General features: G+C 64.5%; 20 protein-coding genes and 1 pseudogene. 18 read left to right on the top strand and 3 right to left on the bottom strand.

The genetic code is table 11. The annotated features are described in order from the left end of the window. Positions 1-165 precede the first annotated feature (165 nt). The 14 genes and pseudogenes from R3D65_RS13220 to R3D65_RS13155 all read left to right on the top strand — a co-directional run bounded on the left by R3D65_RS13220 (position 166) and on the right by R3D65_RS13155 (position 15,850). On the top strand, positions 166-1,581 hold the full coding sequence (locus tag R3D65_RS13220) for an MFS transporter (RefSeq protein ID WP_371275716.1): 1,416 nt from the start codon (positions 166-168) through the stop codon (positions 1,579-1,581). Positions 1,582-1,683: 102 nt separating this feature from the next. Then, a pseudogene (locus tag R3D65_RS13215) lies at positions 1,684-3,042 on the top strand (NarK family nitrate/nitrite MFS transporter); the annotation flags it as partial. Between the two features lie 23 nt (positions 3,043-3,065). Continuing rightward, complete coding sequence (locus tag R3D65_RS13210) at positions 3,066-6,821, top strand: nitrate reductase subunit alpha (RefSeq protein ID WP_371275715.1); 3,756 nt, start codon at positions 3,066-3,068, stop codon at positions 6,819-6,821. After that, positions 6,818-8,353, top strand: coding sequence for a nitrate reductase subunit beta (gene narH, locus R3D65_RS13205; protein WP_371275714.1), 1,536 nt, complete (start codon positions 6,818-6,820; stop codon positions 8,351-8,353). Before R3D65_RS13210 ends, narH begins: the two co-directional genes overlap by 4 nt. After that, on the top strand, positions 8,353-9,063 hold the full coding sequence (gene narJ / locus R3D65_RS13200) for a nitrate reductase molybdenum cofactor assembly chaperone (RefSeq protein WP_371275713.1): 711 nt from the start codon (positions 8,353-8,355) through the stop codon (positions 9,061-9,063). The genes narH and narJ overlap by 1 nt, the downstream gene beginning before the upstream one ends. Positions 9,064-9,075: 12 nt before the next feature. Then, a complete protein-coding gene (gene narI, locus R3D65_RS13195) occupies positions 9,076-9,798 on the top strand; it encodes a respiratory nitrate reductase subunit gamma (protein ID WP_371275712.1) in 723 nt (240 codons plus the stop codon). 5 nt (positions 9,799-9,803) lie between these two features. Next, on the top strand, positions 9,804-10,721 hold the full coding sequence (locus R3D65_RS13190) for a peptidylprolyl isomerase (RefSeq protein WP_371275711.1): 918 nt from the start codon (positions 9,804-9,806) through the stop codon (positions 10,719-10,721). A gap of 18 nt (positions 10,722-10,739) precedes the next feature. Then, entirely contained in the window at positions 10,740-11,390 is a 651-nt protein-coding gene (gene can, locus R3D65_RS13185) for a carbonate dehydratase (RefSeq protein WP_371275710.1), read from the top strand. Beyond that, entirely contained in the window at positions 11,374-12,420 is a 1,047-nt protein-coding gene (gene moaA, locus R3D65_RS13180; RefSeq protein WP_371275709.1) for a GTP 3',8-cyclase MoaA, read from the top strand. Before can ends, moaA begins: the two co-directional genes overlap by 17 nt. A gap of 4 nt (positions 12,421-12,424) precedes the next feature. Beyond that, positions 12,425-12,946 (top strand): molybdopterin adenylyltransferase, encoded by a 522-nt coding sequence (mog, locus tag R3D65_RS13175; RefSeq protein ID WP_371275708.1) that lies wholly within the window; start codon positions 12,425-12,427, stop codon positions 12,944-12,946. 148 nt (positions 12,947-13,094) lie between these two features. After that, a complete protein-coding gene (locus tag R3D65_RS13170; protein WP_371275707.1) occupies positions 13,095-13,547 on the top strand; it encodes an SCP2 domain-containing protein in 453 nt (150 codons plus the stop codon). Further along, complete coding sequence (locus R3D65_RS13165) at positions 13,547-14,545, top strand: peptidase U32 family protein (protein ID WP_371275706.1); 999 nt, start codon at positions 13,547-13,549, stop codon at positions 14,543-14,545. The genes R3D65_RS13170 and R3D65_RS13165 overlap by 1 nt, the downstream gene beginning before the upstream one ends. Before the next feature lie 4 nt (positions 14,546-14,549). After that, entirely contained in the window at positions 14,550-15,476 is a 927-nt protein-coding gene (locus R3D65_RS13160; protein WP_371275705.1) for a U32 family peptidase, read from the top strand. A 26-nt stretch (positions 15,477-15,502) separates the two neighbouring features. Then, positions 15,503-15,850, top strand: a complete 348-nt coding sequence (locus tag R3D65_RS13155; RefSeq protein WP_371275704.1) for a hypothetical protein — start codon at positions 15,503-15,505, stop codon at positions 15,848-15,850. Here R3D65_RS13155 and R3D65_RS13150 read toward each other — a convergent pair. Then, positions 15,842-16,483: a DsbA family protein gene (locus R3D65_RS13150; RefSeq protein WP_371275703.1), complete on the bottom strand. Its 642-nt coding sequence runs from the start codon at positions 16,481-16,483 to the stop codon at positions 15,842-15,844. The two genes, R3D65_RS13155 and R3D65_RS13150, sit on opposite strands and share 9 nt — an antisense overlap. Before the next feature lie 349 nt (positions 16,484-16,832). Here R3D65_RS13150 and leuA point away from each other — a divergent pair, with 349 nt between their 5' ends. From leuA to R3D65_RS13135, 3 genes are all read left to right on the top strand, one after another. Continuing rightward, positions 16,833-18,539 (top strand): 2-isopropylmalate synthase, encoded by a 1,707-nt coding sequence (gene leuA, locus R3D65_RS13145; RefSeq protein WP_371275702.1) that lies wholly within the window; start codon positions 16,833-16,835, stop codon positions 18,537-18,539. A 67-nt stretch (positions 18,540-18,606) separates the two neighbouring features. Beyond that, a complete protein-coding gene (locus R3D65_RS13140; protein ID WP_371275701.1) occupies positions 18,607-19,365 on the top strand; it encodes an alpha/beta fold hydrolase in 759 nt (252 codons plus the stop codon). 145 nt (positions 19,366-19,510) lie between these two features. Further along, positions 19,511-20,122, top strand: a complete 612-nt coding sequence (locus R3D65_RS13135) for a hypothetical protein (RefSeq protein ID WP_371275700.1) — start codon at positions 19,511-19,513, stop codon at positions 20,120-20,122. 18 nt (positions 20,123-20,140) lie between these two features. On the opposite strand, the gene R3D65_RS13130 is transcribed toward R3D65_RS13135, so the two are convergent. Next, a complete protein-coding gene (locus R3D65_RS13130; RefSeq protein ID WP_371275699.1) occupies positions 20,141-21,043 on the bottom strand; it encodes a metallophosphoesterase in 903 nt (300 codons plus the stop codon). Positions 21,044-21,096: 53 nt separating this feature from the next. Between R3D65_RS13130 and R3D65_RS13125 the strand changes: the two genes are divergently transcribed. Further along, positions 21,097-21,576 carry an NUDIX domain-containing protein gene (locus tag R3D65_RS13125; protein WP_371275697.1) on the top strand — a complete coding sequence of 160 codons (480 nt, stop codon included), beginning with the start codon at positions 21,097-21,099 and terminating at the stop codon, positions 21,574-21,576. Here R3D65_RS13125 and R3D65_RS13120 read toward each other — a convergent pair. After that, positions 21,557-22,564, bottom strand: a complete 1,008-nt coding sequence (locus R3D65_RS13120) for a glutathione S-transferase family protein (RefSeq protein WP_371275695.1) — start codon at positions 22,562-22,564, stop codon at positions 21,557-21,559. The two genes, R3D65_RS13125 and R3D65_RS13120, sit on opposite strands and share 20 nt — an antisense overlap. Between the last annotated feature and the right edge of the window lie 20 nt (positions 22,565-22,584).

Here is a 22,584-nt window from a genome sequence, read left to right as displayed (position 1 = left end):
CAAGGCGCGACCGCTGCTGCGCGGCACCTTGTTTCGCTGTCACTTCACCCGGCAGTTGACCTAGGTCAACCCCAAGATCCCACCAGATCGACCATTCCCTAATGCAACGCAAGGGGGAGCCGCAATCCGGCGGCATCCGTTTCAAACGCAAGGCGGGGAAATCCTATGGAACTCCAGAACAAGGCCACCAGCCTTTGGGGAAATTTCTTCAAGGTGACGATGGTGCAGATCCGCACGTTCCACATGACGTGGTTCGCGTTCTTCCTGTGCTTCTTTGCCTGGTTCGGCATCGCGCCGCTGATGAAGGTCGTGCGCGACGAACTGGCGCTTACCAAGGAACAGGTCGGCTGGACGATCATCGCATCGGTGGCCGCAACCATTTTCGCGCGGCTGCTGATCGGCTGGCTGTGCGACCGGATCGGCCCGCGCCTGACCTATACGGGCCTGCTGATGCTGGGCGCGCTGCCGGTCATGGGCATCGGCCTGGCGGACGACTTCCAGACCTTTCTCATCTTCCGGCTGATGATCGGGGCGATCGGCGCTTCCTTTGTCATCACGCAATACCATACCTCGGTCATGTTCGCGCCCAACGTGGTCGGGCAGGCCAATGCCACCTCGGCGGGCTGGGGCAATCTGGGGGGCGGCGTCACGCAGTTCGTCATGCCGCTGATCTTCTCGGTCTTCGTGGTCGGCTTCGGGTTTTCCGAGGCGCTCGGCTGGCGCATGTCGATGATGGTCGTCGGCGCGGCCATCTTCGTGACCGGCATCGCCTATTACTTCTGGACGCAGGATGCGCCGGACGGCAACTTCTCCGATCTGCGCGCCCGTGGCCTGATGCCGGAGAAGAAGACCGTCAACGGCAACTATCTCAAGGCGCTGGGCGACAGCCGGGTGTGGATGCTCTTCGTCATCTACGGCGCCTGTTTCGGCATCGAGCTGACCGTCAACAACACCGCCGCTCTCTACTTTGCCGACTATTTCGACCTGGGCCTGGTGGAAGCCGGCCTGATGGCGGCCTCCTTCGGCCTGATGAACATTTTCGCGCGCACGCTCGGCGGCATTTTCGGCGACAACTACGGTGCGCTCTGGGGCCTTCGCGGCCGCGCCTTCTGGCTCTTCGTCTGCCTGTTCTGCGAAGGCCTGGCGCTGATGCTGTTCTCCCGCATGAACGTGCTCTATCTGGCGCTGCCTTCGCTAATCATCTTCTCGCTCTTCACCCAGATGGCCGAAGGCGCCACCTATTCCGTCGTTCCCTTCATCAACAAGAAGGCGCTCGGCGCGGTTGCCGGTGTCGTGGGCGCCGGCGGCAATGCCGGCGCGGTGACAGCGGGCTTCCTCTTCAAGGGCGCGATCGAGTGGCCGGATGCCTTCCTCATCATGGGGATGGTCGTCACCGCCGCTTCCTTCCTGGCCTTCTTCGTGCGCTTCAGCCCGGAACAGGAGGCCGAGGAAAAGGCCAACTTCGTTGCGGCCAATATCGAGACGCTGCGGGCCCGTGCCGACAAGGCCATGAAGGAGTTCGAGACGGGCCTCGCGATCATCGAGCAGCACAAGACGAAAAAGGCCGAACCGGCCGAATGACACCGATCCGGCAGGCCCGTGCGTGGCCTGCCCCCATCCCTACTCACCCTTCTGCCATCAAGGGAGGTTCCCATGGCAAACTCAGCTTCCGCCGCAGCCCGCGGCCCCGTCCTGCACGACTGGCGTCCTGAAGACACCGGGTTCTGGGACACTTCCGGCCGTGCCATTGCAACCCGCAACCTGTGGATCTCGATCCCGGCGCTTCTGCTGGCCTTTTCTGTCTGGATGGTGTGGTCCGTGGTCGTCGCCCGCATGCCGGCCATCGGCTTCGATTTCTCGGTCGACCAGCGCTTCTGGCTGGCCGCGCTGCCGGGCCTGTCCGGCGCCACGCTGCGCATCTTCTATTCCTTCATGATCCCGATCTTCGGCGGGCGGCGCTGGACGGCCATTTCCACCGCTTCGCTGCTGCTGCCGGCGCTGGGCATCGGCTTCGCCATCCAGAACCCGGACACGTCCTACACCACCTTCCTGGTGCTGGCCCTGCTGTGCGGCTTTGGCGGCGGCAATTTCGCCTCCTCCATGGCCAATATCGCCTATTTCTACCCCAAGAAGACCAAGGGCAATGCGCTGGCGCTCAATGCGGGCCTGGGCAATCTCGGCGTGTCGGTGATGCAGTTCACCGTGCCGCTGGTGATCACCATGGGCGTTTTCGGCTCCATCGGCGGCGAAGCGCAGGTGCTGGAAGACGGCTCGAAGCTGTGGCTGCAGAACGCCGGCTTCATCTGGGTGCCCTTCATCGCCGTTGCCGCCATCGCGTCCTGGTTCGGCATGAACGACATTGCCGATGCCAAGGCCTCGCTCGGTGACCAGCTTTCGATCCTCAAACGCTTCCACAACTGGGTCATGTGCATCCTCTACACCGGCACGTTCGGCTCGTTCATCGGCTATTCGGCGGGCTTTCCGCTGCTGATGAAGACGCAGTTTCCGGAGGTCAACGCGCTGTCCTACGCCTTCCTCGGACCGCTCGTCGGCGCCCTGTCGCGCGCGGCAACCGGCTGGATTTCCGACAAGTTCGGCGGCGGCCGCGTCACCTTCTGGGTCTTCCTCGGCATGATCATCGCCGTTTGGGGCGTCATCCAGTTCCTGCCGGCTGACGGCCAGGGCGGAAACTTCTGGGGCTTCTTCGCCTGCTTCATGGCGCTGTTCTTCCTGACGGGCGTCGGCAATGCCTCGACCTTCCAGATGATCCCCTCGATCATGCGCAAGGAAATCCCGCGCATCCTGGGTGCCGACAATGCCAACACGCTGAAGGTCGCCGAGCGCGAGAGCGCGGCCATCATCGCCTTCACCTCGGCCATCGCGGCCTATGGCGCCTTCTTCATTCCCAAGGCCTACGGCACCTCGATCGCCATGACGGGCGCGCCCAACGGCGCATTGTGGGGCTTCCTCTGGTTCTACGTGGTGTGCCTGGCGATCACCTGGTTCTTCTATTCCCGCAAGGGCGCCTCGGTGCCCTGCTGAAACCCCGTGAAAGGTTTCCCGACATGTCACATATCCTCGACCGCCTGAATTTCCTGGCGAAAAAGAACACCGGCACATTCGCCGGCGGCCATGGCGTCACCACGAGCGAGAACCGCGACTGGGAAGACGCCTACCGCAAGCGCTGGCAGCACGACAAGATCGTCCGCTCCACCCACGGGGTCAACTGCACCGGCTCCTGCTCCTGGAAGATCTATGTCAAGGGCGGGATCGTCACCTGGGAGACGCAACAGACGGACTATCCGCGCACGCGGCCCGACCTGCCGAACCACGAGCCGCGCGGTTGCGCGCGCGGGGCCAGCTATTCCTGGTACATGTATTCGGCCAACCGCGTGAAACATCCGCTGATCCGTTCACGGCTCCTGAAGCTGTGGCGCAAGGAGCGGGCGGTGAAGACGCCGGTCGGCGCCTGGGAGGCCATCCAGACGGACCCCGCCAAGCGGGCGGCCTATACGTCCATCCGCGGCCATGGCGGCTTCGTGCGCGCTTCCTGGGACGAGGTCAACGAGATCATCGCCGCCGCCAATGCCTGGACGGCGAAGACCTATGGCCCTGACCGGGTGATCGGGTTCTCGCCGATCCCGGCCATGTCGATGGTCTCCTATGCGGCCGGTTCGCGCTACCTGTCGCTGCTGGGCGGCACCTGCATGTCCTTCTACGACTGGTATTGCGACCTGCCGCCGGCCTCGCCGATGACCTGGGGCGAGCAGACCGACGTGCCGGAATCGGCCGACTGGTACAATGCCGGCTTCCTCATCCTGTGGGGGTCGAACGTGCCGCAGACGCGCACGCCGGATGCCCATTTCTACACCGAGGCGCGCTACAAGGGCGCCAAGTCGGTCGTCGTTTCGCCGGACTATTCGGAAGCGGCGAAGTTCTCCGACATCTGGCTGCATCCCAAGCAGGGCACGGACGCCGCGCTGGCCATGGCGCTCGGCCATGTGGTGCTGCGCGAATTCCACCTTGACCGCCAGGCAGAGTATTTCGAGGATTACTGCCGGCGTTACACCGACATGCCGATGCTGGTGAAGCTCACCAGGAAGAACGGGCATTTCGTGCCCGACCGGCTGCTGCGCGCGTCGGACTTCAAGGGCGGGCTTGGCGAGACCAACAATCCGGAATGGAAGACCGTCGCCATTGACGGCAAGACCAAGAAGCCGGTCGTGCCGGCCGGATCGGTCGGCTTCCGCTGGGGCGAGCAGGGCAAGTGGAACCTGGAGACCAAGGACGGCAAGGGCCGCGATGTCGAACTCGACATGAGCTTCGTGCTCGACAGCGACCATGACGACGTCGCCAGCGTGGCCTTCCCCTATTTCGGCAATCGCGAGCACGATCATTTCCAGGGTACGGACCACCAGAGCGTGCTGTTGCGCTCGGTGCCGGCCAAAAAGCTGAAGCTGGCCGAAGGCGACACGATGGTCGCCACCGTGTTCGACCTGTTCGTGGCCAATTACGGGCTGGATCGCGGCTTCAACGATGCCACCTGCGCCACGTCCTATGACGATGACGTGCCCTACACGCCGGCCTGGGCGGAGGCGATCACGGGCGTGCCGCGCGACCACATCATCACGGTCGCGCGCGAATTCGCGCTCAATGCCGAGAAGACCAGAGGCCGCTCCATGGTCATCCTGGGTGCTGGCCTGAACCACTGGTACCACATGGACATGAACTACCGGGGGATCATCAATCTCCTGGTCATGTGCGGGTGCGTCGGCCAGTCGGGCGGTGGCTGGAGCCACTATGTCGGCCAGGAAAAGCTGCGTCCGCAAACCGGCTGGCTGCCGCTGGCCTTCGGGCTGGACTGGGGCCGCCCGCCGCGCCAGATGAACTCCACTTCCTTTTTCTATGCCCATACCGACCAGTGGCGCTACGAAACGCTGACGGTGGACGAGATCCTGTCGCCGACGGCGCCGGAAGGGCCGTGGGACGGCACGCTGATCGACTACAACATCCGCGCCGAGCGAATGGGCTGGCTGCCGTCCGCGCCGCAGCTCAAGACCAACCCGCTGGCGGTCGCGAAAGCGGCGGCGGACGCCGGGCTGGAGGCCAAGGACTATGTCGCCGCGCAGCTCAAGGCGGGCGACCTGGAAATGTCCTGCGAGGATCCGGACGATCCGGCCAACTGGCCGCGCAACATGTTTGTCTGGCGTTCCAACCTGCTGGGCTCGTCGGGCAAGGGGCACGAGTATTTCCTCAAGCACCTTCTCGGCACGCAAAACGGGCTGATGGGCAAGGATCTCGGTGAGGAAGGCCGCCAGCGCGCCCGCGAGGCGAAGTGGCACGACGAGGCGCCGGAAGGAAAGCTGGATCTGCTGGTCACGCTCGATTTCCGCATGTCGACCACCTGCGTCTATTCCGACATCGTCCTGCCCACGGCCACCTGGTACGAGAAGAACGATCTCAATACCTCCGACATGCATCCCTTCATCCATCCGCTGTCCAGCGCGGCCGACCCGGCCTGGGAAGCACGCAGCGACTGGGACATCTTCAAGGGCATCGCGCGCAAGTTCTCCGAGGTCGCGCCCGAGATCCTGGGTGTGGAAAAGGACGTGGTCCTCGTTCCCATCCAGCACGACACGCCCGGCGAAATGGCGCAGGCCTTCGACGTGAAGGACTGGAAGAAGGACGAGGTGGCGCCGCTGCCGGGCAAGACGATGCCGGCGGTTGCCGTCGTGGAGCGGGATTATCCCAATCTCTACAAGCGGTTCACTGCGCTTGGTCCGCTCATGGACAAGCTCGGCAATGGCGGCAAGGGCATTTCCTGGAACACCGAACACGAGGTCGAGGCGCTGGGCAAGCTGAACGGCGTTGTCACAGAGGAAGGGCCGACGAAGGGCCGTCCGCGCATCGAGAGCGACATCGACGCGACTGAAGTGATCCTGATGCTGGCGCCGGAGACCAATGGCGAAGTGGCGGTGAAGGCCTGGGAAGCGCTGTCGAAGAATACCGGCCGCGACCACTCCCACCTTGCGATGCCGAAGGAAGACGAGAAGATCCGCTTCCGCGACATCGTCGCCCAGCCGCGCAAGATCATCTCCTCGCCGACCTGGTCGGGGCTTGAATCGGAGAAGGTCTGCTACAATGCCGGCTATACCAATGTTCACGAGCTGATCCCGTGGCGCACGATCACCGGACGCCAGCAACTCTACCAGGATCACCTGTGGATGCGGGCTTTCGGCGAGGCGTTCTGCGTCTACCGGCCTCCCATCGACACCAAGACCATCAACCCGGTGATCGAGGCGAAGTCGGCTGGCAGGAAATCCGTGGTGCTGAACTTCATCACGCCGCACCAGAAATGGGGCATCCACTCCACCTATTCCGACAACCTCATGATGCTCACGCTCAACCGTGGCGGCCCGGTGGTCTGGATTTCGGAGGATGATGCCAAAACCGCCGGACTCGTCGACAATGACTGGGTCGAGGTCTTCAATTCCAACGGGGCCATCGTGGCGCGCGCCGTCGTCTCCCAGCGCATGAAGCAGGGAACGATCTACATGTACCACGCCCAGGAAAAGATCGTGAACACGCCGGGATCGCAGCTCACGCAGCAGCGCGGCGGCATTCACAACTCCGTCACAAGGGCGATCACCAAGCCCACCCACATGATCGGCGGCTACGTCCAGCAGTCCTACGGCTTCAACTACTACGGAACCGTCGGTTCCAACCGCGACGAGTTCGTCGTGGTGCACAAGCTGGAAAAGGTCGACTGGATGGAAGAGCCGCTTGGCGAAACCGTTACACCCAAGGAGGCGGCAGAATGAAAATCCGCGCTCAAATCGGCATGGTGCTGAACCTCGACAAGTGCATCGGGTGCCACACCTGTTCCGTGACATGCAAGAACGTCTGGACCAACCGCGAGGGCGTCGAATACGCCTGGTTCAACAATGTCGAGACTAAGCCCGGCATCGGCTATCCGAAGGACTGGGAAAACCAGAAGCGCTGGAACGGCGGCTGGCGGCGCAAGGCCAACGGCAAGATCGAGCCGAAGGGGGGCGCCAAGTGGCGCATCCTGGCCAAGCTCTTCGCCAATCCGGACCTGCCCGAGATCGACGACTATTACGAGCCGTTCGACTTCGACTACGACCACCTGCAGACGGCCCGCGAAAGCAAGGCCTTTCCGACGGCGCGTCCGCGCTCGCAGATTTCCGGCGAGCGGATGGAAAAGATCGAATGGGGGCCGAACTGGGAGGAGATCCTTGGCGGCGAATTCTCCAAGCGGTCGCAGGACACCAACTTCGAGGGCATCGAGAAGCAGATCTACGGCGAGTTCGAAAACACGTTCATGATGTATCTGCCGCGCCTGTGCGAGCACTGCCTGAACCCGGCCTGTGTCGCCTCCTGCCCGTCCGGCGCCATCTACAAGCGCGAGGATGATGGCATCGTCCTGATCGACCAGGACAAATGCCGCGGCTGGCGCATGTGCGTGTCCGGCTGCCCCTACAAGAAAATCTACTACAACTGGTCTTCGGGCAAATCGGAGAAGTGCGTGTTCTGCTACCCGCGCATCGAGGCCGGCCATCCGACGGTCTGCTCGGAAACCTGCGTCGGGCGCATCCGCTATCTGGGCGTCGTGCTTTATGACGCCGACCGCATCGAGGAGGCTGCCTCGGCGGCCGACGAAAAGGAACTCTATGAGGAGCAGCTGAAGATCTTCCTGGATCCCAACGATCCGGCGGTCATCGAACAGGCGCGCAAGGACGGCATTCCCGAAGCATGGCTGGAGGCCGCGCGCCATTCGCCGGTCTGGAAGATGGCCATGGAATGGAAGGTCGCCTTCCCGCTGCATCCGGAATACCGGACCCTTCCCATGGTCTGGTACATTCCGCCGCTTTCACCCCTCACGTCTGCGGCGGAAGCCGGAAAGATCGGACTGGACGGCGACATGCCGGACGTCCGGTCTCTCCGGATCCCGGTTCGTTACCTCGCCAACCTGCTGACGGGCGGCAAGGAAGCACCGGTGGTCTCGGCGCTTGAGCGCATGCTGGCCATGCGTGCCTACATGCGCGCCAAGTCCATCGACGGTGTCACCGACGAGGCAATCGCGCAGAAGGTGGGCATGAGCGGCACCATGATCGAGGAAATGTACAAGATCATGGCGATCGCCAACTACGAGGACCGTTTCGTCATTCCGACCTCGCATCGCGAGATCTCCGAGGATGCCTATGACGTGCGCGGCTCTTGTGGCTTCACTTTCGGCAACGGCTGTTCCGGCGGCGGCGAGAGCGACCTGTTCGGCGCCAAGCGAACCCGTACGGTGCAGACACCGGTCAACAGGCAGACGGAGGGCGTGTGATGAACGCAACGCTGAAGGTTCTCTCGATCCTGCTCGCCTATCCGGACGAGACGATGCACGAGGCCCTGCCGGAAATCCGGCAGGCCATTGCCGGCCTGGAAGCGATCAGCCAGACCCAGAAGATGCTTCTGGAAATGCTGGCCGGAGACATCGCCGCGCTCGACCTGTTCGAGGCCCAGGAGCGCTATGTCTACCTGTTCGACCGGACGCGCACGCTGTCGCTGCATCTTTTCGAGCATGTGCATGGCGAAAGCCGTGACCGCGGGCAGGCCATGGTCGACCTGATGGCCATGTACGAGGCGGACGGGCTGGAGATCGGCGCCAGGGAACTGCCGGATTACCTGCCGCTGTTCCTGGAATACCTGTCGATCAAGCCGCATGCGGAGGCCGCCGACCTGCTGGGGCAGGTGGCGCATATCGTCGCCGCGCTGCGCGAGCGGCTGAAGAAACGCGGCTCGGTCTATGCCAACGCCTTTGCCGTGCTGGAGGAAATGGCGTCGGGAAAGCCTGACGCCGGCCTGGTCAGCGAACTCATGGAGACGCCGGACGACGATCCGGCCGACCTCGAGGCGCTCGACCGGGTCTGGGAAGAGGAGGCGGTAACATTCGGCGGCAATGCCGGGGAAAACGCCTGCGGACCCGACCGCCTGCAGCGCCAGATGCGCGCCCACACCCGCAAGCCGGACGCCGCGCCGGCCAACCCTTTCTGAGCGGAGGCCAGGATGTCCGGCTTTTTCAACACGCTTCTCTTCGGGATCTATCCCTATGTCGCGCTCGTCGTGCTGATCCTCGGCTCGATCCTGCGCTATGACCGTGACCAGTATAGCTGGCGGTCCGGCTCGTCGCAGCTTCTGCGCCGCAAGCAGCTTGTCTGGGGCTCGGTGCTGTTCCATGTCGGCGTGATCGTCATCTTCTTCGGCCATCTCATCGGCCTGCTGACGCCCATCGCCATCTTCGATGCGCTCGGCATCAGCCACGGCGCCAAGCAGGTGCTGGCCATCGTGGCGGGCGGCATTGCCGGTGTCATGGCGATCATCGGCGCGAGCCTGCTCGTTCACCGGCGCCTTTTCGATCCGCGCGTGCGGGCCAATTCCAGCACCAGCGACACGCTGATCATCATCCTGCTCTGGGTGCAGCTTGCGCTCGGCCTGGCGACCATCCCGATTTCCATGCAGCATCTGGATGGCGAGGAAATGGTCCGCTTCATGGCCTGGGCACAGGGCATCTTCACCTTCCAGGGCGATGCGGCGTCACATGTCGCGCATGCGTCGATCATCTTCAAGGCGCATCTCGTGCTGGGGCTGACGATCCTGCTGCTGTTTCCCTTCACCCGTCTCGTTCACATGCTGTCGGTGCCGGTGCGCTATTTCTGGCGGCCCGGCTACCAGGTGGTGCGTGAGCGCAACCGCCGCGCCGCGCCAGTGCGGCTTCCGGCCGGGGAGTAAGCACCATGGCAACCGTCTATCGCAATCCCAGCCTTGCCGGCGGCGCGCCTGTCGGCCCGGCTCCGGACGGACAGGGCTACACCACCTACAAGGAGCCCGACACGTCTGTCCCGCCCAAGCCGCTGCCGGTGATGAAGGCGATCTCCGTCGACGGCGTGGCAATTCCCGAGGAGGCCATCCTGCACGAGGCCCAGAATCATCCCGCCGACAATCCGGGCGAGGCGCTGCGCGCAGCCGCTCATGCGCTGGTCGTGCGCCAGCTCCTGCTCAACGAAGCGCGGCGGCTGGACATGCTCTGTGATCTTAGGACCGGGAATGGCCAGACCGAGACATTCGAGGACGCAGCCATACGCGCGCTGACCGAACGCGAGGTCGCCGTGCCGGCGGCGAACGACGGCGAGTGCCGCCGCTTCTACGAGATCAACCGGGAACGCTTCACCAGCGCGCCGCTTTACGAGGCCCGGCACATCCTCGTTGCCGCGCCGGAAAGCGATCCGGAACGGCGCGAGGCGGCACGGCTTGAAGCGCAGGCCCTCTGTAACGCGTTGCAGACGGAGCCGCGGGGATTCTCCGAGGCGGCCAAGGCGGTTTCCGCCTGTTCATCGGCCGCCCAGGGGGGCAATCTCGGCCAGCTCTCGCCCGGTTCCACCGTGCCGGAATTCGAGGCGGCGCTGGCGCAGATGATGCCGGGCGAAATCACCCGCGCGCCGGTCGCCACGCGCTTCGGCTTCCATGTCATCGCCCTCGACCGGGCGGTAGAGGCCCGGCAGCTTCCCTTCGAAGCCGTGAAGGTTCGCATCGCGGACTGGCTGGAGGCACAGGCCTTTGCCCGCGCCGTCGCGCAATATGTCTCGATCCTGGCCGGCCGGGCGAAGATCACGGGCATCGACATGGATGGCGCCACATCTCCGCTGGTCCAGTAAGGGCGTGGGGCGCGTGCCATGATCACAGACCTGCTCGACCACAACCGGCAATGGGCGGAAGGCCGCAAGCGTGACGATCCGGGCTATTTCGACCGGCTGTCGAAACTCCAGAAGCCGGATTATCTCTGGATCGGCTGTTCCGACAGCCGCGTTCCGGCCAATGTCATCACCGGGCTGGAGCCGGGCGAGGTGTTCGTTCACCGCAATGTGGCCAATCTCGTCCATCGCGGCGACCTGAACCTGCTTTCCGTGCTGGAATTCGCGGTGGAGAGCCTGGAGGTCAGGCACATCATCGTGTGCGGTCACTATGGCTGCGGGGGCGTGCGCGCCGCCATGGACGGCCGGCGGCACGGAATCATCGACCATTGGCTGCAGCCGATACGGGACGTGGCGGACCTGCATGGCCTGGAGGGCGGCGAGGGCGAAGACGCCGAAGCCCGGCTCAACCGGCTGTGCGAGCTGTCGATCCAGGCGCAGGTGGAAAGCCTGGCGCGCACGCCGATCATCCAGTCGGCCTGGGCGCGCGGGCGCAAGCTGGCCATTCACGGCTGGGTCTACGGGCTCAATGACGGACTTCTGCGCGACCTGTCCTGCGGCCGTGCCAAGGCCGGTGCGGGCGCCCGGTGCGCGGATGGCGGTTGCAAGGGCGATCATGCCCGGCAGGCGTGAAAGGAACAGGACGGTGAAGACCAACCGGCAAAGCCCGGCGAAACTGACTGACACATTCGGCCGCGCCATTACCTATCTGCGGCTGTCGGTGACGGATCGCTGCGACCTGCGCTGCACCTATTGCATGTCGGAGCACATGACCTTTCTGCCGCGCAAGGACGTTCTCAGCCTGGAAGAGACCTACCGGGTGGCGGAATGCTTCATGCGGCTGGGTATCCGCAAGCTGCGCCTGACGGGCGGCGAGCCGCTGGTGCGCAAGAACATCATGACGCTGTTTGCGCAGTTGAAGCCGCATCTGGATGCAGGCGACCTGGATGAAGTGACGCTGACCACGAATGGCACGCTGCTGGCCCGCCATGCCGCGGGCCTGAAGGAAACCGGCGTGCGGCGCGTCAATGTCTCGCTGGACACGCTGGACCCGGAAGGCTACCGGGCGGTGACCCGCTGGGGCGACGTGAACAAGGTGCTGGCGGGCATCGACGCGGCGCTGGCCGAAGGCCTGTCGGTCAAGCTGAATGCCGTTGTCCAGAAAGGTCGCTTCGAACGCGACGCCATGGACCTCATCGCCCATGCCCACGGCCGGGGCATGGATCTGACCTTCATCGAGGCGATGCCGCTGGGCGGGGCACTCGAAAGCTATGGCGAAAACCACCTTCCGCTCGGCGAGGCCGAAGCCTGGCTGAAGGCGCGCTACACGCTCGATCCGGTGGCGAAAAAGACCGGCGGGCCTGCGCGCTACATGCGGGTTCGCGAAACCGGCGGGCTGATCGGCTTCATCGCGCCGCTTTCCTGCAATTTCTGCGCCGCCTGCAATCGCATGCGGGTGAGCTGCACCGGCCAGCTTTTCCCCTGCATGGGCGATGACGGGGCAGTGGATCTGCGCACGGCGCTGCGCTCCGGCGAAGGGCCGGAGCGGCTGGAACAGGCCATTCTGGGCGCTGTTGCCGCCAAGCCCTGGGGCCATGATTTCGGCTATGACGGCACGGTTTCCGGCGGGCTCTCGCGGCCCATGTCCCATCTAGGAGGATGAACCCATGCGCATTGTCGCGCTCGTGATTTCCGACCGCGCCAGCCGCGGCGAATACGAAGACAAGGGCGGTCCGGCCATCGAGGCCTGGCTGAAGTCGGCCATCGTTTCGCCCTTCGATTTCGCGATCCGGATCATCCCGGATGGGCGCGACTCCGTCGCCTCGGCGCTGCTGGCGCTGTGTTCCACCGACCGGGCCGACCTGGTGCTGACGACCGGGGGCACCGGCCCATCACCGCGCGACGAAACGCCGGAAGCCATGGCGGATGTCATCGAAAAGGAATTGCCGGGCTTTGGCGAACTGATGCGCAAGAAGAGCCTGGAAGAGGTGCCGACGGCCATCCTGTCGCGCCAGACGGCAGGCGTGCGCGGCACGACGCTGATCGTCAACCTGCCGGGCAAGCCCGCCTCCATCCGCACCTGCCTTGATGCCGTGTTTCCCGCCATACCCTATTGCCTCGACCTGATCGGCGCGGGGCGCATCGAGACGGACCGGGCCGTCGTGGAGGCGTTCAGGCCCGGACAATGACCTGGCACGGTCCGGCCCTGGCAGGGCCGGTTCGCTGCCTTTCCTGCCTTGCAATGAAAGGACTGACCGAATGGATATGCCTAGCCGAGCCGTCGCGCCCCGAGACCATCGCCCGTTCGCGGGCCTGGCGCATGCGGTGGCTGGCCGGATGCTCGACTCGCTGCTGATGCGCACCGTGCGCCGGCTGGCCGTCAAGCACCGGTCGATCTTCGACCGCCTCGGACCGCATGTCCGCTCCAGTTTCATCATCGATCCGGTGGAAATGCCCTTTGCCCTGCACCTGACACCCGACCCGCAGGCGCCGCAATTCAGGACGGTCGCGCGCGACAGCCTGCCCGCCCATGATGCGCTGATCCGGGGCCGCTTCCGCACCCTGTTCGACCTGATCGACGCCGGCGCGGATGGCGATGCGTCCTTCTTCTCGCGCGACCTGGAGATCCTCGGCAATACCGATGCGGTGGTGACGCTGCGCAATGCGCTGGACGACGTGGAGGGCTCGATCGCCGCCGATACGGCCGACCTGTTCGGCCCGCCGGGGCGCATGGCGCTGGCCTTCCTGCGGCGCAGCCATGGCGCGGCGGCAACGGGGAGGGCGCTTTGATGATCCGTCCGGAACTCATCTGTCCTGCCGGAACACCGGCAGCCCTGCGAAGCGCTGTCGATGCCGGCGCGGATGCCGTCTATTGCGGATTCCGCAATGCCACCAATGCGCGCAACTTCCCCGGCCTGAATTTCACGAAAGAGGAACTGGGCGCCTCCATCGCCTATGCGCATGAGCGTGGCGCCAGGGTGCTGCTGACGCTCAACACCTATCCGCCTGCCGGCAAGGTCGACTTGTGGCGCGAGGCCGCCGACACGGCGGTGGCGCTGGGCATCGATGCGCTGATCGTGGCCGACATGGGCGTGGCGCGGTATGTGGCCGAACGCCATCCCGGCGTGCGGCTGCATCTCTCGGTGCAGGCAGCGGCTTCGAGTCCGGAAGCAATCGGCTACTACTGCCAGCATTTCGGCGTGAAGCGCGTGGTGCTGCCGCGCATCCTCACCGTTGCCGAGATCAAGCCCATCGCCGCGGCCATCCCCTGCGAGATCGAGACCTTCATCTTCGGCAATCACGGGCTGATGGTGGAGGGGCGGTGCAGCCTGACGAACTACGTGACCGGGCAATCGACCAACCTGGACGGAGTCTGCTCGCCGGCCAGCGAGGTCGACTACCGCAAGGAGCCAGGCGGGGCGGTTTCGAGTTGCCTGTCGGGCAGCGTGATCGACCGCTTCGGGGCCGAGGAGATGGCCGGTTATCCCACCATCTGCAAGGGACGCTACACCGCGCCGCACCGGGCGCAGGGCTATTACGCGTTCGAGGAGCCGGTCAGCCTCAACCTGGCGCGCATGCTGCCCGATCTCATCCATGCCGGCGTCCACGCCTTCAAGATCGAGGGGCGGCAGCGCTCCAAGAGCTATGTACGCAGCGTCGTTTCGGCCTTCCGCAGGGCCATCGACGATGTGATGGCGGGGCGGCCGGCCGATATCGCCGATCTCGTGGCCCTGACCGAGGGCCAGAAGCAGACCCAGGGCGCATTCGAAACCAAGAAGTGGAGGTGAGGCCATGGCAGCCGAACTGACGATCGGACCCATTGCCTATCACTGGCCGGCGGACAGGAAGCGCGACTTCTATGCCCGAATCGCCGACGAGGCGCCCGTGGGCACCGTCTATCTGGGCGAGGTGATCTGCTCCAAGCGCGCGCCCTTCTTCGAAACCGAGATGCCTGACGTGATCGACCGGCTTCAGCGCGGCGGCAAGCGTGTCGTGTTGTCGACGCTGGCCGAGGTGATCCTGCCGCGCGAGCGCCAGGCGACCGTGCAGCTTTGCGCGCAGGAGGATTTCGAGGTCGAGATCAACAATGTCAGCGGGCTGGCGGCACGCGGGCAGCAGGCACACCGGATCGGCCCGTTCCTGAACGCCACCAACGAGGCCACCATCGGCTGGATGGCCGGGCAGGGGGCGACGCATGTCTGCCTGCCGCATGAATTGCCGCGCCCTTCGCTGGAAGCGGCGGCACATGCGCCGCACGCGCTTGGCATCGCGACGGAATTGCAGGTGTTCGGGCGCGCGCCGCTCGCCGTCTCGGCGCGTTGCTACCACGCCCGCGCCCATGGAAGGCACAAGGACAATTGCCAGTTCGTCTGCGAGGACGATGCCGACGGCATGCCGCTGGTGACGGCGGCGGGCGAGGCCTTCCTGCGGATCAACGGCATCCAGACGCAATCGGAAAGCTACATGTGCCTGGCGGCCGAACTGCCGGACATCATGGCCATGGGCATTTCGGCGCTGCGGCTCATGCCACAGAACGTGGACATGGTGGCCGTCGCCTCGGTTTTCCGCGATCTTGCCGACGGAAAGCGGGACACGGGCGATGCGATGGAGCGCCTGCATGGCCTGTGCGGCGATGTGCGGTTTTCCAACGGGTTTTTCCACAAGGTGCCGGGCCGGCATTATGTGCCGGTGCATGCCGGCGGCGCGGCGTTGCAGTGAGCGGGGCGGAGCGCCCCGGCGCACCCGTGCGCGATGATCTTGCCAACCGGCTGACGGCGGTGCTTTCCGGCGTGGACCTGGATTGCGCCTGCCGCGAGCGGCTCATCGAGGCGCTGTCCTCGTTCAACGCCATGGAGCGCATGCGCCAGCGCCGCGCCCGCCTCAACGATGCCCGCAACCAGGTGGCGGGCATCCTTTCCCTGCTCGACCTGCTTGGCGAGCTGGACAGCGTCGGCTTCCAGGAAAGCGACCGCTCGGTGTTCGAAGAAATCGCGCATCTGTTCGACGACGTGGCGCAAGCCGCCCGGCGCGGGGCCGCCGACATGCGCGACCTTGCCGCCGGGGAGGGAGGCGACGATCAGGGTTCAGGCTGATCCGGATTCCATCTGCGCCAACTGACCAAGAATGTCGCGGTAGGTATCGACACCCTGGGCACCGGTGACAAGGTGGCGGCCGAGGAAGATGATCGAGGGCACGCCCGATATGCCGCGTGAGCGCCAGAACGCCATGGCGGCTTGCAATTCCCCGGTAAACGCGCCCGAGTCCAGCATGGTGCGGCACTCGGCGCCGTCGAGGCCGACGGATTGCGCAACCTCCACCAGTACCTCACGGTCCGAAACGTTGCGATTGTCCGTGAAGTTTGCCTTGAGAAGCGCCAGCTTAGTTTCGTGCTGGCGGCCGGACAGTTCGGCCCAGCCGATCAGGCGGTGGGCGTCGAACGTGTTCCACGTCCGGGTGTCGTCGGTGAAGTCGAAGGTGAAGCCGACCTCGGCGCCAAGCGCGGTGATCTTTTCACGCGCGGCCCTGGATTGCGAAGGCGTCGTTCCGTATTTCTCAGCCAGGTGATCGCGCAGGTTTTCGCCCCCGGAACCGACATGCGGGTTGAGCTGGAACGGGTGCCAGTGGACGTCAAGGGTCATGCCGGTCTGTCTGGCGGCTTCGGCAAGCTGGTAGTAACCGACCGCGCACCACGGGCACACCACATCGGAAACGATATCCACACGCATGGAACAGGTCCTCCCCAGGGTCATGTCTATCCTTACCAGATAGGGCATCGCGCGTTCCGGAAACACCCGCAAGCCATCATGTCTTGACCGGATCGCGATCAATCCCTTATATCAGTGCCATGAACTCGAAACAGGCCCAGCACTCCGCTCACGTCCGCGCCTCCGGCGCCACGGGCCTGCCCGGCCTTCTGCTTCTTAGCGGCGTCCGCCAGGTTCGCTGAGGAGCGCCTGGCGGCCGATTTGCCGCCAAGGCTCCGCTCCTCGCCGTTTACATCCTGAAAAAAATCGCCCAAAACACGCGCCTGCAAGGCCCTGAGGCCAGTTCTGGCGCCGGAAAGAGAAGCTGACAATGAACGATATGACTCCCCCGTCGAGCAAGACCGGCATGTCCGATGCCGCGGTCAAGTACCAGCCCTATCCGCAGGTCAACCTCACTGACCGCACATGGCCCTCCAAGCGGATCGAGAAGGCGCCGATCTGGTGTTCGGTCGATCTTCGTGACGGCAACCAGGCGCTGATCGACCCGATGGGCCATGACCGCAAGGCGCGCATGTTCCAGTTGCTCATCGACATGGGTTTCAAGGAAATCGAGATCGGCTTCCCGTCGGCCTCGCAGACGGATTTCGACTTCGCGCGCTGGTGCGTCGAGGAAGGAAACGTGCCGGACGACGTGTCGTTGCAGGTGCTTGTGCAGTGCCGGCCGGAACTGATCACGCGCACGTTCGAGGCGCTGGAAGGCGCCAGGCGTCCGATCATCCATTTCTACAATTCCACCTCGGAATTGCAGCGCCGGGTGGTCTTCGCCAAGGACGTGGCCGGCATCAAGCAGATCGCCGTCGATGCGGCCAGGATGATCACCGACATGGCGGCCAAGGCGGGCGGCGGCTACCGGTTTCAGTATTCGCCGGAAAGCTTCACCGGAACCGAACTGGAGGTGGCGCTGGAAATCTGCAACGCGGTCACCGAGATCGTGCAGCCGACAGCCGACAACAAGTTGATCATCAACCTGCCGGCAACGGTCGAGATGGCCACGCCCAACATCTATGCCGACCAGATCGAGTGGATGAGCCGCAATCTCGACAACCGGGAAAACATCATCCTGTCGCTGCATCCGCACAACGACCGCGGCACCGGCATCGCCGCCACCGAACTGGGCCTGATGGCCGGCGCCGACCGGGTCGAAGGCACGCTGTTCGGCAATGGCGAGCGCACCGGTAATGTCGATATCGTGACGCTGGCGCTCAACATGTACACGCAGGGCGTGGATCCGGAACTGGATTGCCGCGACATCAACCGCATCAAGGATGTCTACGAATATTCCAACCAGTTGCGCATTCCCGAGCGCCACCCCTACGTGGGCGAGCTGGTCTACACCGCCTTTTCCGGCTCGCACCAGGACGCCATCAACAAGGGCATGAAGGCCATCAAGCAGGCCAACAAGCCGCAATGGGAAGTGCCGTACCTGCCGATCGACCCGCAGGACGTGGGCCGCAGCTACGAGGCGATCATCCGGATCAATTCGCAGTCGGGCAAGGGCGGGATCGCCTATATCCTGCAGGCCGATTACGGGTTCAACCTGCCGCGCAACCTGCAGGTCGAGTTCCGCGAGGACATCCAGGACATCACCGACCGGGAAGGCCGGGAACTGCCGTCCAAGCGCATCCACGAGCGGTTCATCGAGCGTTATGTCGAGCAGCCGGGCGCGCGCCTCAAGTTCGTCGATCACCACACCTTCCCCGACCCGGCGGCAAAGGGTGAGCGTATCCTGGAGGCGACGATCCTGGACGACGGCAAGGAAGTGACCATTTCCGGCCGGGGCACCGGGCCGATCGACGGGTTCGTCGATGCGCTGTCCAAGCATCTCGGCGTGGCCATGTCGGTGGTGGACTATTCGGAGCATTCGCTGCATTCCGGCTCGAACGCGTCGGCCGTCTGCTACATGGAAATGGAGCATCCGGGCGGCAAGCTGTTCGGTGTCGGCATCAACACCAACATCGTCACGGCATCGCTGAACGCCATCGTCTCGGCGGCCAACCGCATCCTTTCCGGGTATTGAGGACCGAACACGTGCCTGGCCCGCCGGTCCGTGCCGGCGGGCCTTTTCCTGGGAGGGAACAAGAGAAATGAGCGAGAACCTGTTTTGCGTGCGGCGCGGCGAAGGCGGGGAGCCGCTCGTGCTGTTGCATGGCTTTGGCGGATCGCATCATGTCTGGGAGCCGGTTGCAGCGGCGCTGGCGGCCAGGCGGCTCGTCCTGACGCCGGATTTGCCGGGGCATGGCCTTTCGCTCACCTATCCGGGCGCCGGTCCGGTGAAAGTCGCGGTGCAGGCGGTGCTCGACCACATGGACGGGCAGGGGATCTCCCGTTTTCATCTCGCCGGCCATTCGATGGGCGGTGCAATCGCGGCGCTGATCGCCATGGCCGCGCCGGACAGGGTCGCCTCGCTGACGCTTCTTGCACCCGGCGGGTTCGGGCCGGAAATCAACATCCGCCTCCTGATCCGCTATGCGCAGGCCGTGAGCCGCGAGGACCTGCTGCCCTGTCTTGAGGAGATGGTCGGCTATCGCAACCCGGTCAACGGGGGAGCGCTCGACAAACTGGCCGAATTGCGCGCGCGCGACGGCCAACGGGCCATGCTGACGGATATTGCCGCGCGCATGACCCGCGACGGTATCCAGGGTGCCATCCCGCGCGACGCGCTGGCAGCCCTGCCGATGCCGGTCAAGGTGATCTGGGGCACCGAAGACCGCGTCTTGCCATCAAGCCAGACCCGGGATCTGCCGCCGCTCTTCGCCCTGCACCTGTTCGCTGGCACCGGCCACATGCTGATCGACGAGCAAACCGACGCCGTCATCCGGCTGATTTCGGAGAATGCGCGCTGACGGCCCGGGCCATGGCGGCGGGGTGACTGGTGGCGGCCGGAATTCACAGGCTTGGGGATAGCGGCGGCGGCCCTTCTTCTTTTTGCCGTGCTTTTGCGTCAAGCTCCTGTTAACCATCGGGCCTGGTCAAAGCGCAGGTTGCATCATGGCAGAAAAACAGACAGGCAAGATGCCGGCAACGGAAACGGGCAGCAGCATGCGCAAGCTGTCCGACGTGATCCGCATCGTGAAGAACGATCACGCCGATCGCGATGACGTGGTGGTGGAACTGCGCGAGACGCAGGCCATGCGGCTGGAATTGCTGGTTCAGGAATTGCAGCCCCTGCTCGACGACATCCCCGCGGAGGATGACCAGTTCGACCTGGCGCTGTCTTCCGGGTTGCAACCGCGTTTCTGGATCGATGCCACGGCGCATGTCACGATGGGCCGTGACAAGCGGACCTACCGTTTCATGAAGGATACGAGGCTTGGCCGCGTCGTGCTTTCCGAAAGCGGGGACGTCACCGTCGTCGCCGATCACGTGGCCCGCTATATCGGCGAACGTATTGTCGAGAAGCAGCGCATGATGGAAGGCGACGTGACGCCGGTGAGGCATGGCGCGCCGGCCGAGACGAGTGAGCCCGAAAAAGGCGCCCGGGGAAGCGGCTTCCTGGAAGGCTTGATGATTTTCCTGCTCGGTGCGCTCGCCGGCGGTGGCATGCTGATCGCGCTCCTATGGGACCGGCTCGCCGCGCTGGGGTTCGACTTCTGGAACTGATGGGGCGCGAGCGAGCCGTTATTCGTCCAGGTTCCGGTGTTCGACGTCCTTGAAACCGAGCGTTTGGCCTGTCAGCGCACGCCGGCGCATGGTGGTTGTCCAGGCGCCGGGGCCGCCATCGATCTCGAACAGGGAATAGCCCGCGGCCGGCTTGTGGCCGTTCAGGCCCTGGCCGCCGGCCGGCACGCCGGCCACCGGAATGACGCGGCCATCGCCGCGAATGTGGCCCAGTGTCGGCAGGTGGGTATGACCGTGCAGCACCAGTTCCGCGCCGTGCTCGAGAACCGTCTTCTGGAAACGGCGAATGCCGTAGAGCCGCTTGTAGGGCGACGCGGCACCGCGCAGCGGCGGGTGATGGATCATGATGACCCGGTACAAGCCGCGTTCGCCGGCCTCCTCGAGGATCGGGGCCAGCTTTCGCGCCTGCTTGCCGCTGAATTCGCCGCTGGCCAGAAACGGTGCCGTGGCGACGGCGGAAGATACGCCGATCAGCGCCACCGGGCCGCGAACCCTCAGATAGGGAAAGGATTTCCGGGTGACGGGGGCGTTGACGCCGTCGCCGGTCATCCACGGACTCCAGGCATGGCAGGCCTTTTCCAGCGCGCCGGGGACATAGGCATCATGGTTGCCGGGAACCACGGACGCCTGGCCGGCAGGGGCAAAGGCTTGCAGCCAGAGGCGAGCGGCCTCGATCTCGGCATCCAGCGCCAGATTGACGAGATCGCCGGTCAGGGCAATGTGGTCGGGCTCTTGGGCGAGCATGTCGTCGCACAATCGCGACAATACATCGTCCCCGAGATTGCGGCTGCGGTTGCGATGCCAGTTGACATAGCCGGTAATGCGCTTGGACACGAGTTCGCGATAGCGGACCGGCGGAAGGGGGCCCAGATGGACATCGGAGAGATGAGCGAGACGGAACATGGTTCTTTTCTTAGGCGAAAGCCGGTTGCCTTTCCAGCCGCCGGGCGCAAAGCATGATGCCTGAAGGCGCAGGCAAGACGCGCTGGCGCATCCGGCTGTTTCACCTCTTCTTCCTGCTGGCCAGGCCGATGACGCTGGGTGTGCGCGCCATCGTGCATGACGGTGCGCGCGGATCGGTCTTCCTCGTGCGCCATACCTATGTGCCAGGCTGGCAATTGCCCGGCGGCGGCGTGGAGCCGGGCGAATCCGCCGATCAGGCGCTGGCGCGTGAACTGGCGGAGGAAGGCAATATCCGGCTCACAGGCCCCGCGCGTCTGGTCTCGTTCCACTTCAACCGGCTTGCCAGCCGGCGCGATCATGTGGCGCTCTACCTGGTCGACACCTTTGAACAGGTCGGGCCGCGCGGGCGCGACCATGAGATCGCGGAAACCGGCTTCTTCGCCCTCGACAATCTTCCGGAGGAAACCACGCGCGCCACCCGGGCGCGTCTGGAGGAGGTTTTCGGCAGCGCCGTCAGATCGCCATTCTGGTAGGTGCGGACTGGCCGAAGCGGCCACGGTCATGGGGGGCGTCATAGGCGAGCGCCGGCCCCTTGGGAACGATGCCGCCCGGGTTCAGCGTTTCGTGCGACCGGTAGTAGTGGTTCTTGATGTGGTGAAGATCGACCGTTTCGGCCACGCCCGGCACCTGGTAGAGGTCGCGCAGGTAGTTCGACAGGTTCGGGTAGTCGGCGATCCGGCGCAGATTGCACTTGAAATGGCCAACATAGACCGGGTCGAACCGGACCAGCGTGGTGAACAGGCGCCAGTCCGCCTCGGTCAGCCGGTTGCCGACGAGATAGCGGCCTTGACCCAGGCGCTCTTCCAGATCGTCCAGCGTTGAAAAGAGCGCGTCAAACGCTTCCTCATAGGCGTCTTCGGACGTGGCGAAGCCGGCCTTGTAAACGCCATTGTTGACATTGTCGTAGACGGTGGCGTTGATGGCGTCGATGTCCTCGCGCAGGCTTTCCGGATAGAAATCCAGCGATGCGTCGCCCCATTCGTCGAAGGCGGAATTCAGCATCCGGATGATCTCCGCCGATTCATTGGAAACGATGCGCTCGCGTTTGCGGTCCCAGAGCACGGGGACGGTGACGCGGCCGGAATAGTCAGGCCGGTTTTTCGTGTAGATCTGATGCAGGAAGTCATGGCCATACAGCGTGTCCCCGGTCGCGCCTTGCCCGGTCGCGAATTCCCAGCCGTTCTCCGCCATCAGCCAATGGACGACGTCGACCGAGATGACATGCTCCAGCTTCTTCAGCCTGCGCATGATCAGCGTGCGGTGGGCCCAGGGGCAGGCCAGCGAAACGTAAAGATGATACCGGCCCGGCTCGGCCCTGAACCCGCCTTCGCCGGACGGGCCCGGCTCTCCATCCGGCGTGACCCAGTTGCGAAGCTGCGATTCCTGGCGCTCGAAACGCCCGCCGGTGGACTTCGTGTCATACCATTTGTCCTGCCATTGGCCGTCGACAAGCAAACCCATTGTTTCGTCCTTTCCTGCTT

Source organism: Zhengella sp., assembly GCF_041397485.1.
GTDB lineage: Bacteria > Pseudomonadota > Alphaproteobacteria > Rhizobiales > Rhizobiaceae > Zhengella.
Note: the sequence above shows the minus strand (reverse complement) of the source record. Positions and strands in the feature narration are given on the sequence as shown.

Bases quoted from the DNA above. Each gene is read 5' to 3' on its own strand.
- narH (WP_371275714.1), top strand. From the start codon at position 6,818: ATGAAAATCCGCGCTCAAATCGGCATGGTGCTGAACCTCGACAAGTGC.
- R3D65_RS13210 (WP_371275715.1), top strand. From the start codon at position 3,066: ATGTCACATATCCTCGACCGCCTGAATTTCCTGGCGAAAAAGAACACC.
- R3D65_RS13165 (WP_371275706.1), top strand. From the start codon at position 13,547: ATGATCCGTCCGGAACTCATCTGTCCTGCCGGAACACCGGCAGCCCTG.
- R3D65_RS13160 (WP_371275705.1), top strand. From the start codon at position 14,550: ATGGCAGCCGAACTGACGATCGGACCCATTGCCTATCACTGGCCGGCG.
- R3D65_RS13220 (WP_371275716.1), top strand. From the start codon at position 166: ATGGAACTCCAGAACAAGGCCACCAGCCTTTGGGGAAATTTCTTCAAG.
- mog (WP_371275708.1), top strand. From the start codon at position 12,425: ATGCGCATTGTCGCGCTCGTGATTTCCGACCGCGCCAGCCGCGGCGAA.
- narJ (WP_371275713.1), top strand. From the start codon at position 8,353: ATGAACGCAACGCTGAAGGTTCTCTCGATCCTGCTCGCCTATCCGGAC.
- R3D65_RS13135 (WP_371275700.1), top strand. From the start codon at position 19,511: ATGGCAGAAAAACAGACAGGCAAGATGCCGGCAACGGAAACGGGCAGC.
- R3D65_RS13150 (WP_371275703.1), bottom strand. From the start codon at position 16,483: ATGCGTGTGGATATCGTTTCCGATGTGGTGTGCCCGTGGTGCGCGGTC.
- can (WP_371275710.1), top strand. From the start codon at position 10,740: ATGATCACAGACCTGCTCGACCACAACCGGCAATGGGCGGAAGGCCGC.
- moaA (WP_371275709.1), top strand. From the start codon at position 11,374: ATGCCCGGCAGGCGTGAAAGGAACAGGACGGTGAAGACCAACCGGCAA.
- leuA (WP_371275702.1), top strand. From the start codon at position 16,833: ATGAACGATATGACTCCCCCGTCGAGCAAGACCGGCATGTCCGATGCC.
- R3D65_RS13140 (WP_371275701.1), top strand. From the start codon at position 18,607: ATGAGCGAGAACCTGTTTTGCGTGCGGCGCGGCGAAGGCGGGGAGCCG.
- R3D65_RS13130 (WP_371275699.1), bottom strand. From the start codon at position 21,043: ATGTTCCGTCTCGCTCATCTCTCCGATGTCCATCTGGGCCCCCTTCCG.
- R3D65_RS13120 (WP_371275695.1), bottom strand. From the start codon at position 22,564: ATGGGTTTGCTTGTCGACGGCCAATGGCAGGACAAATGGTATGACACG.
- R3D65_RS13190 (WP_371275711.1), top strand. From the start codon at position 9,804: ATGGCAACCGTCTATCGCAATCCCAGCCTTGCCGGCGGCGCGCCTGTC.
- R3D65_RS13125 (WP_371275697.1), top strand. From the start codon at position 21,097: ATGATGCCTGAAGGCGCAGGCAAGACGCGCTGGCGCATCCGGCTGTTT.
- R3D65_RS13170 (WP_371275707.1), top strand. From the start codon at position 13,095: ATGCTCGACTCGCTGCTGATGCGCACCGTGCGCCGGCTGGCCGTCAAG.
- narI (WP_371275712.1), top strand. From the start codon at position 9,076: ATGTCCGGCTTTTTCAACACGCTTCTCTTCGGGATCTATCCCTATGTC.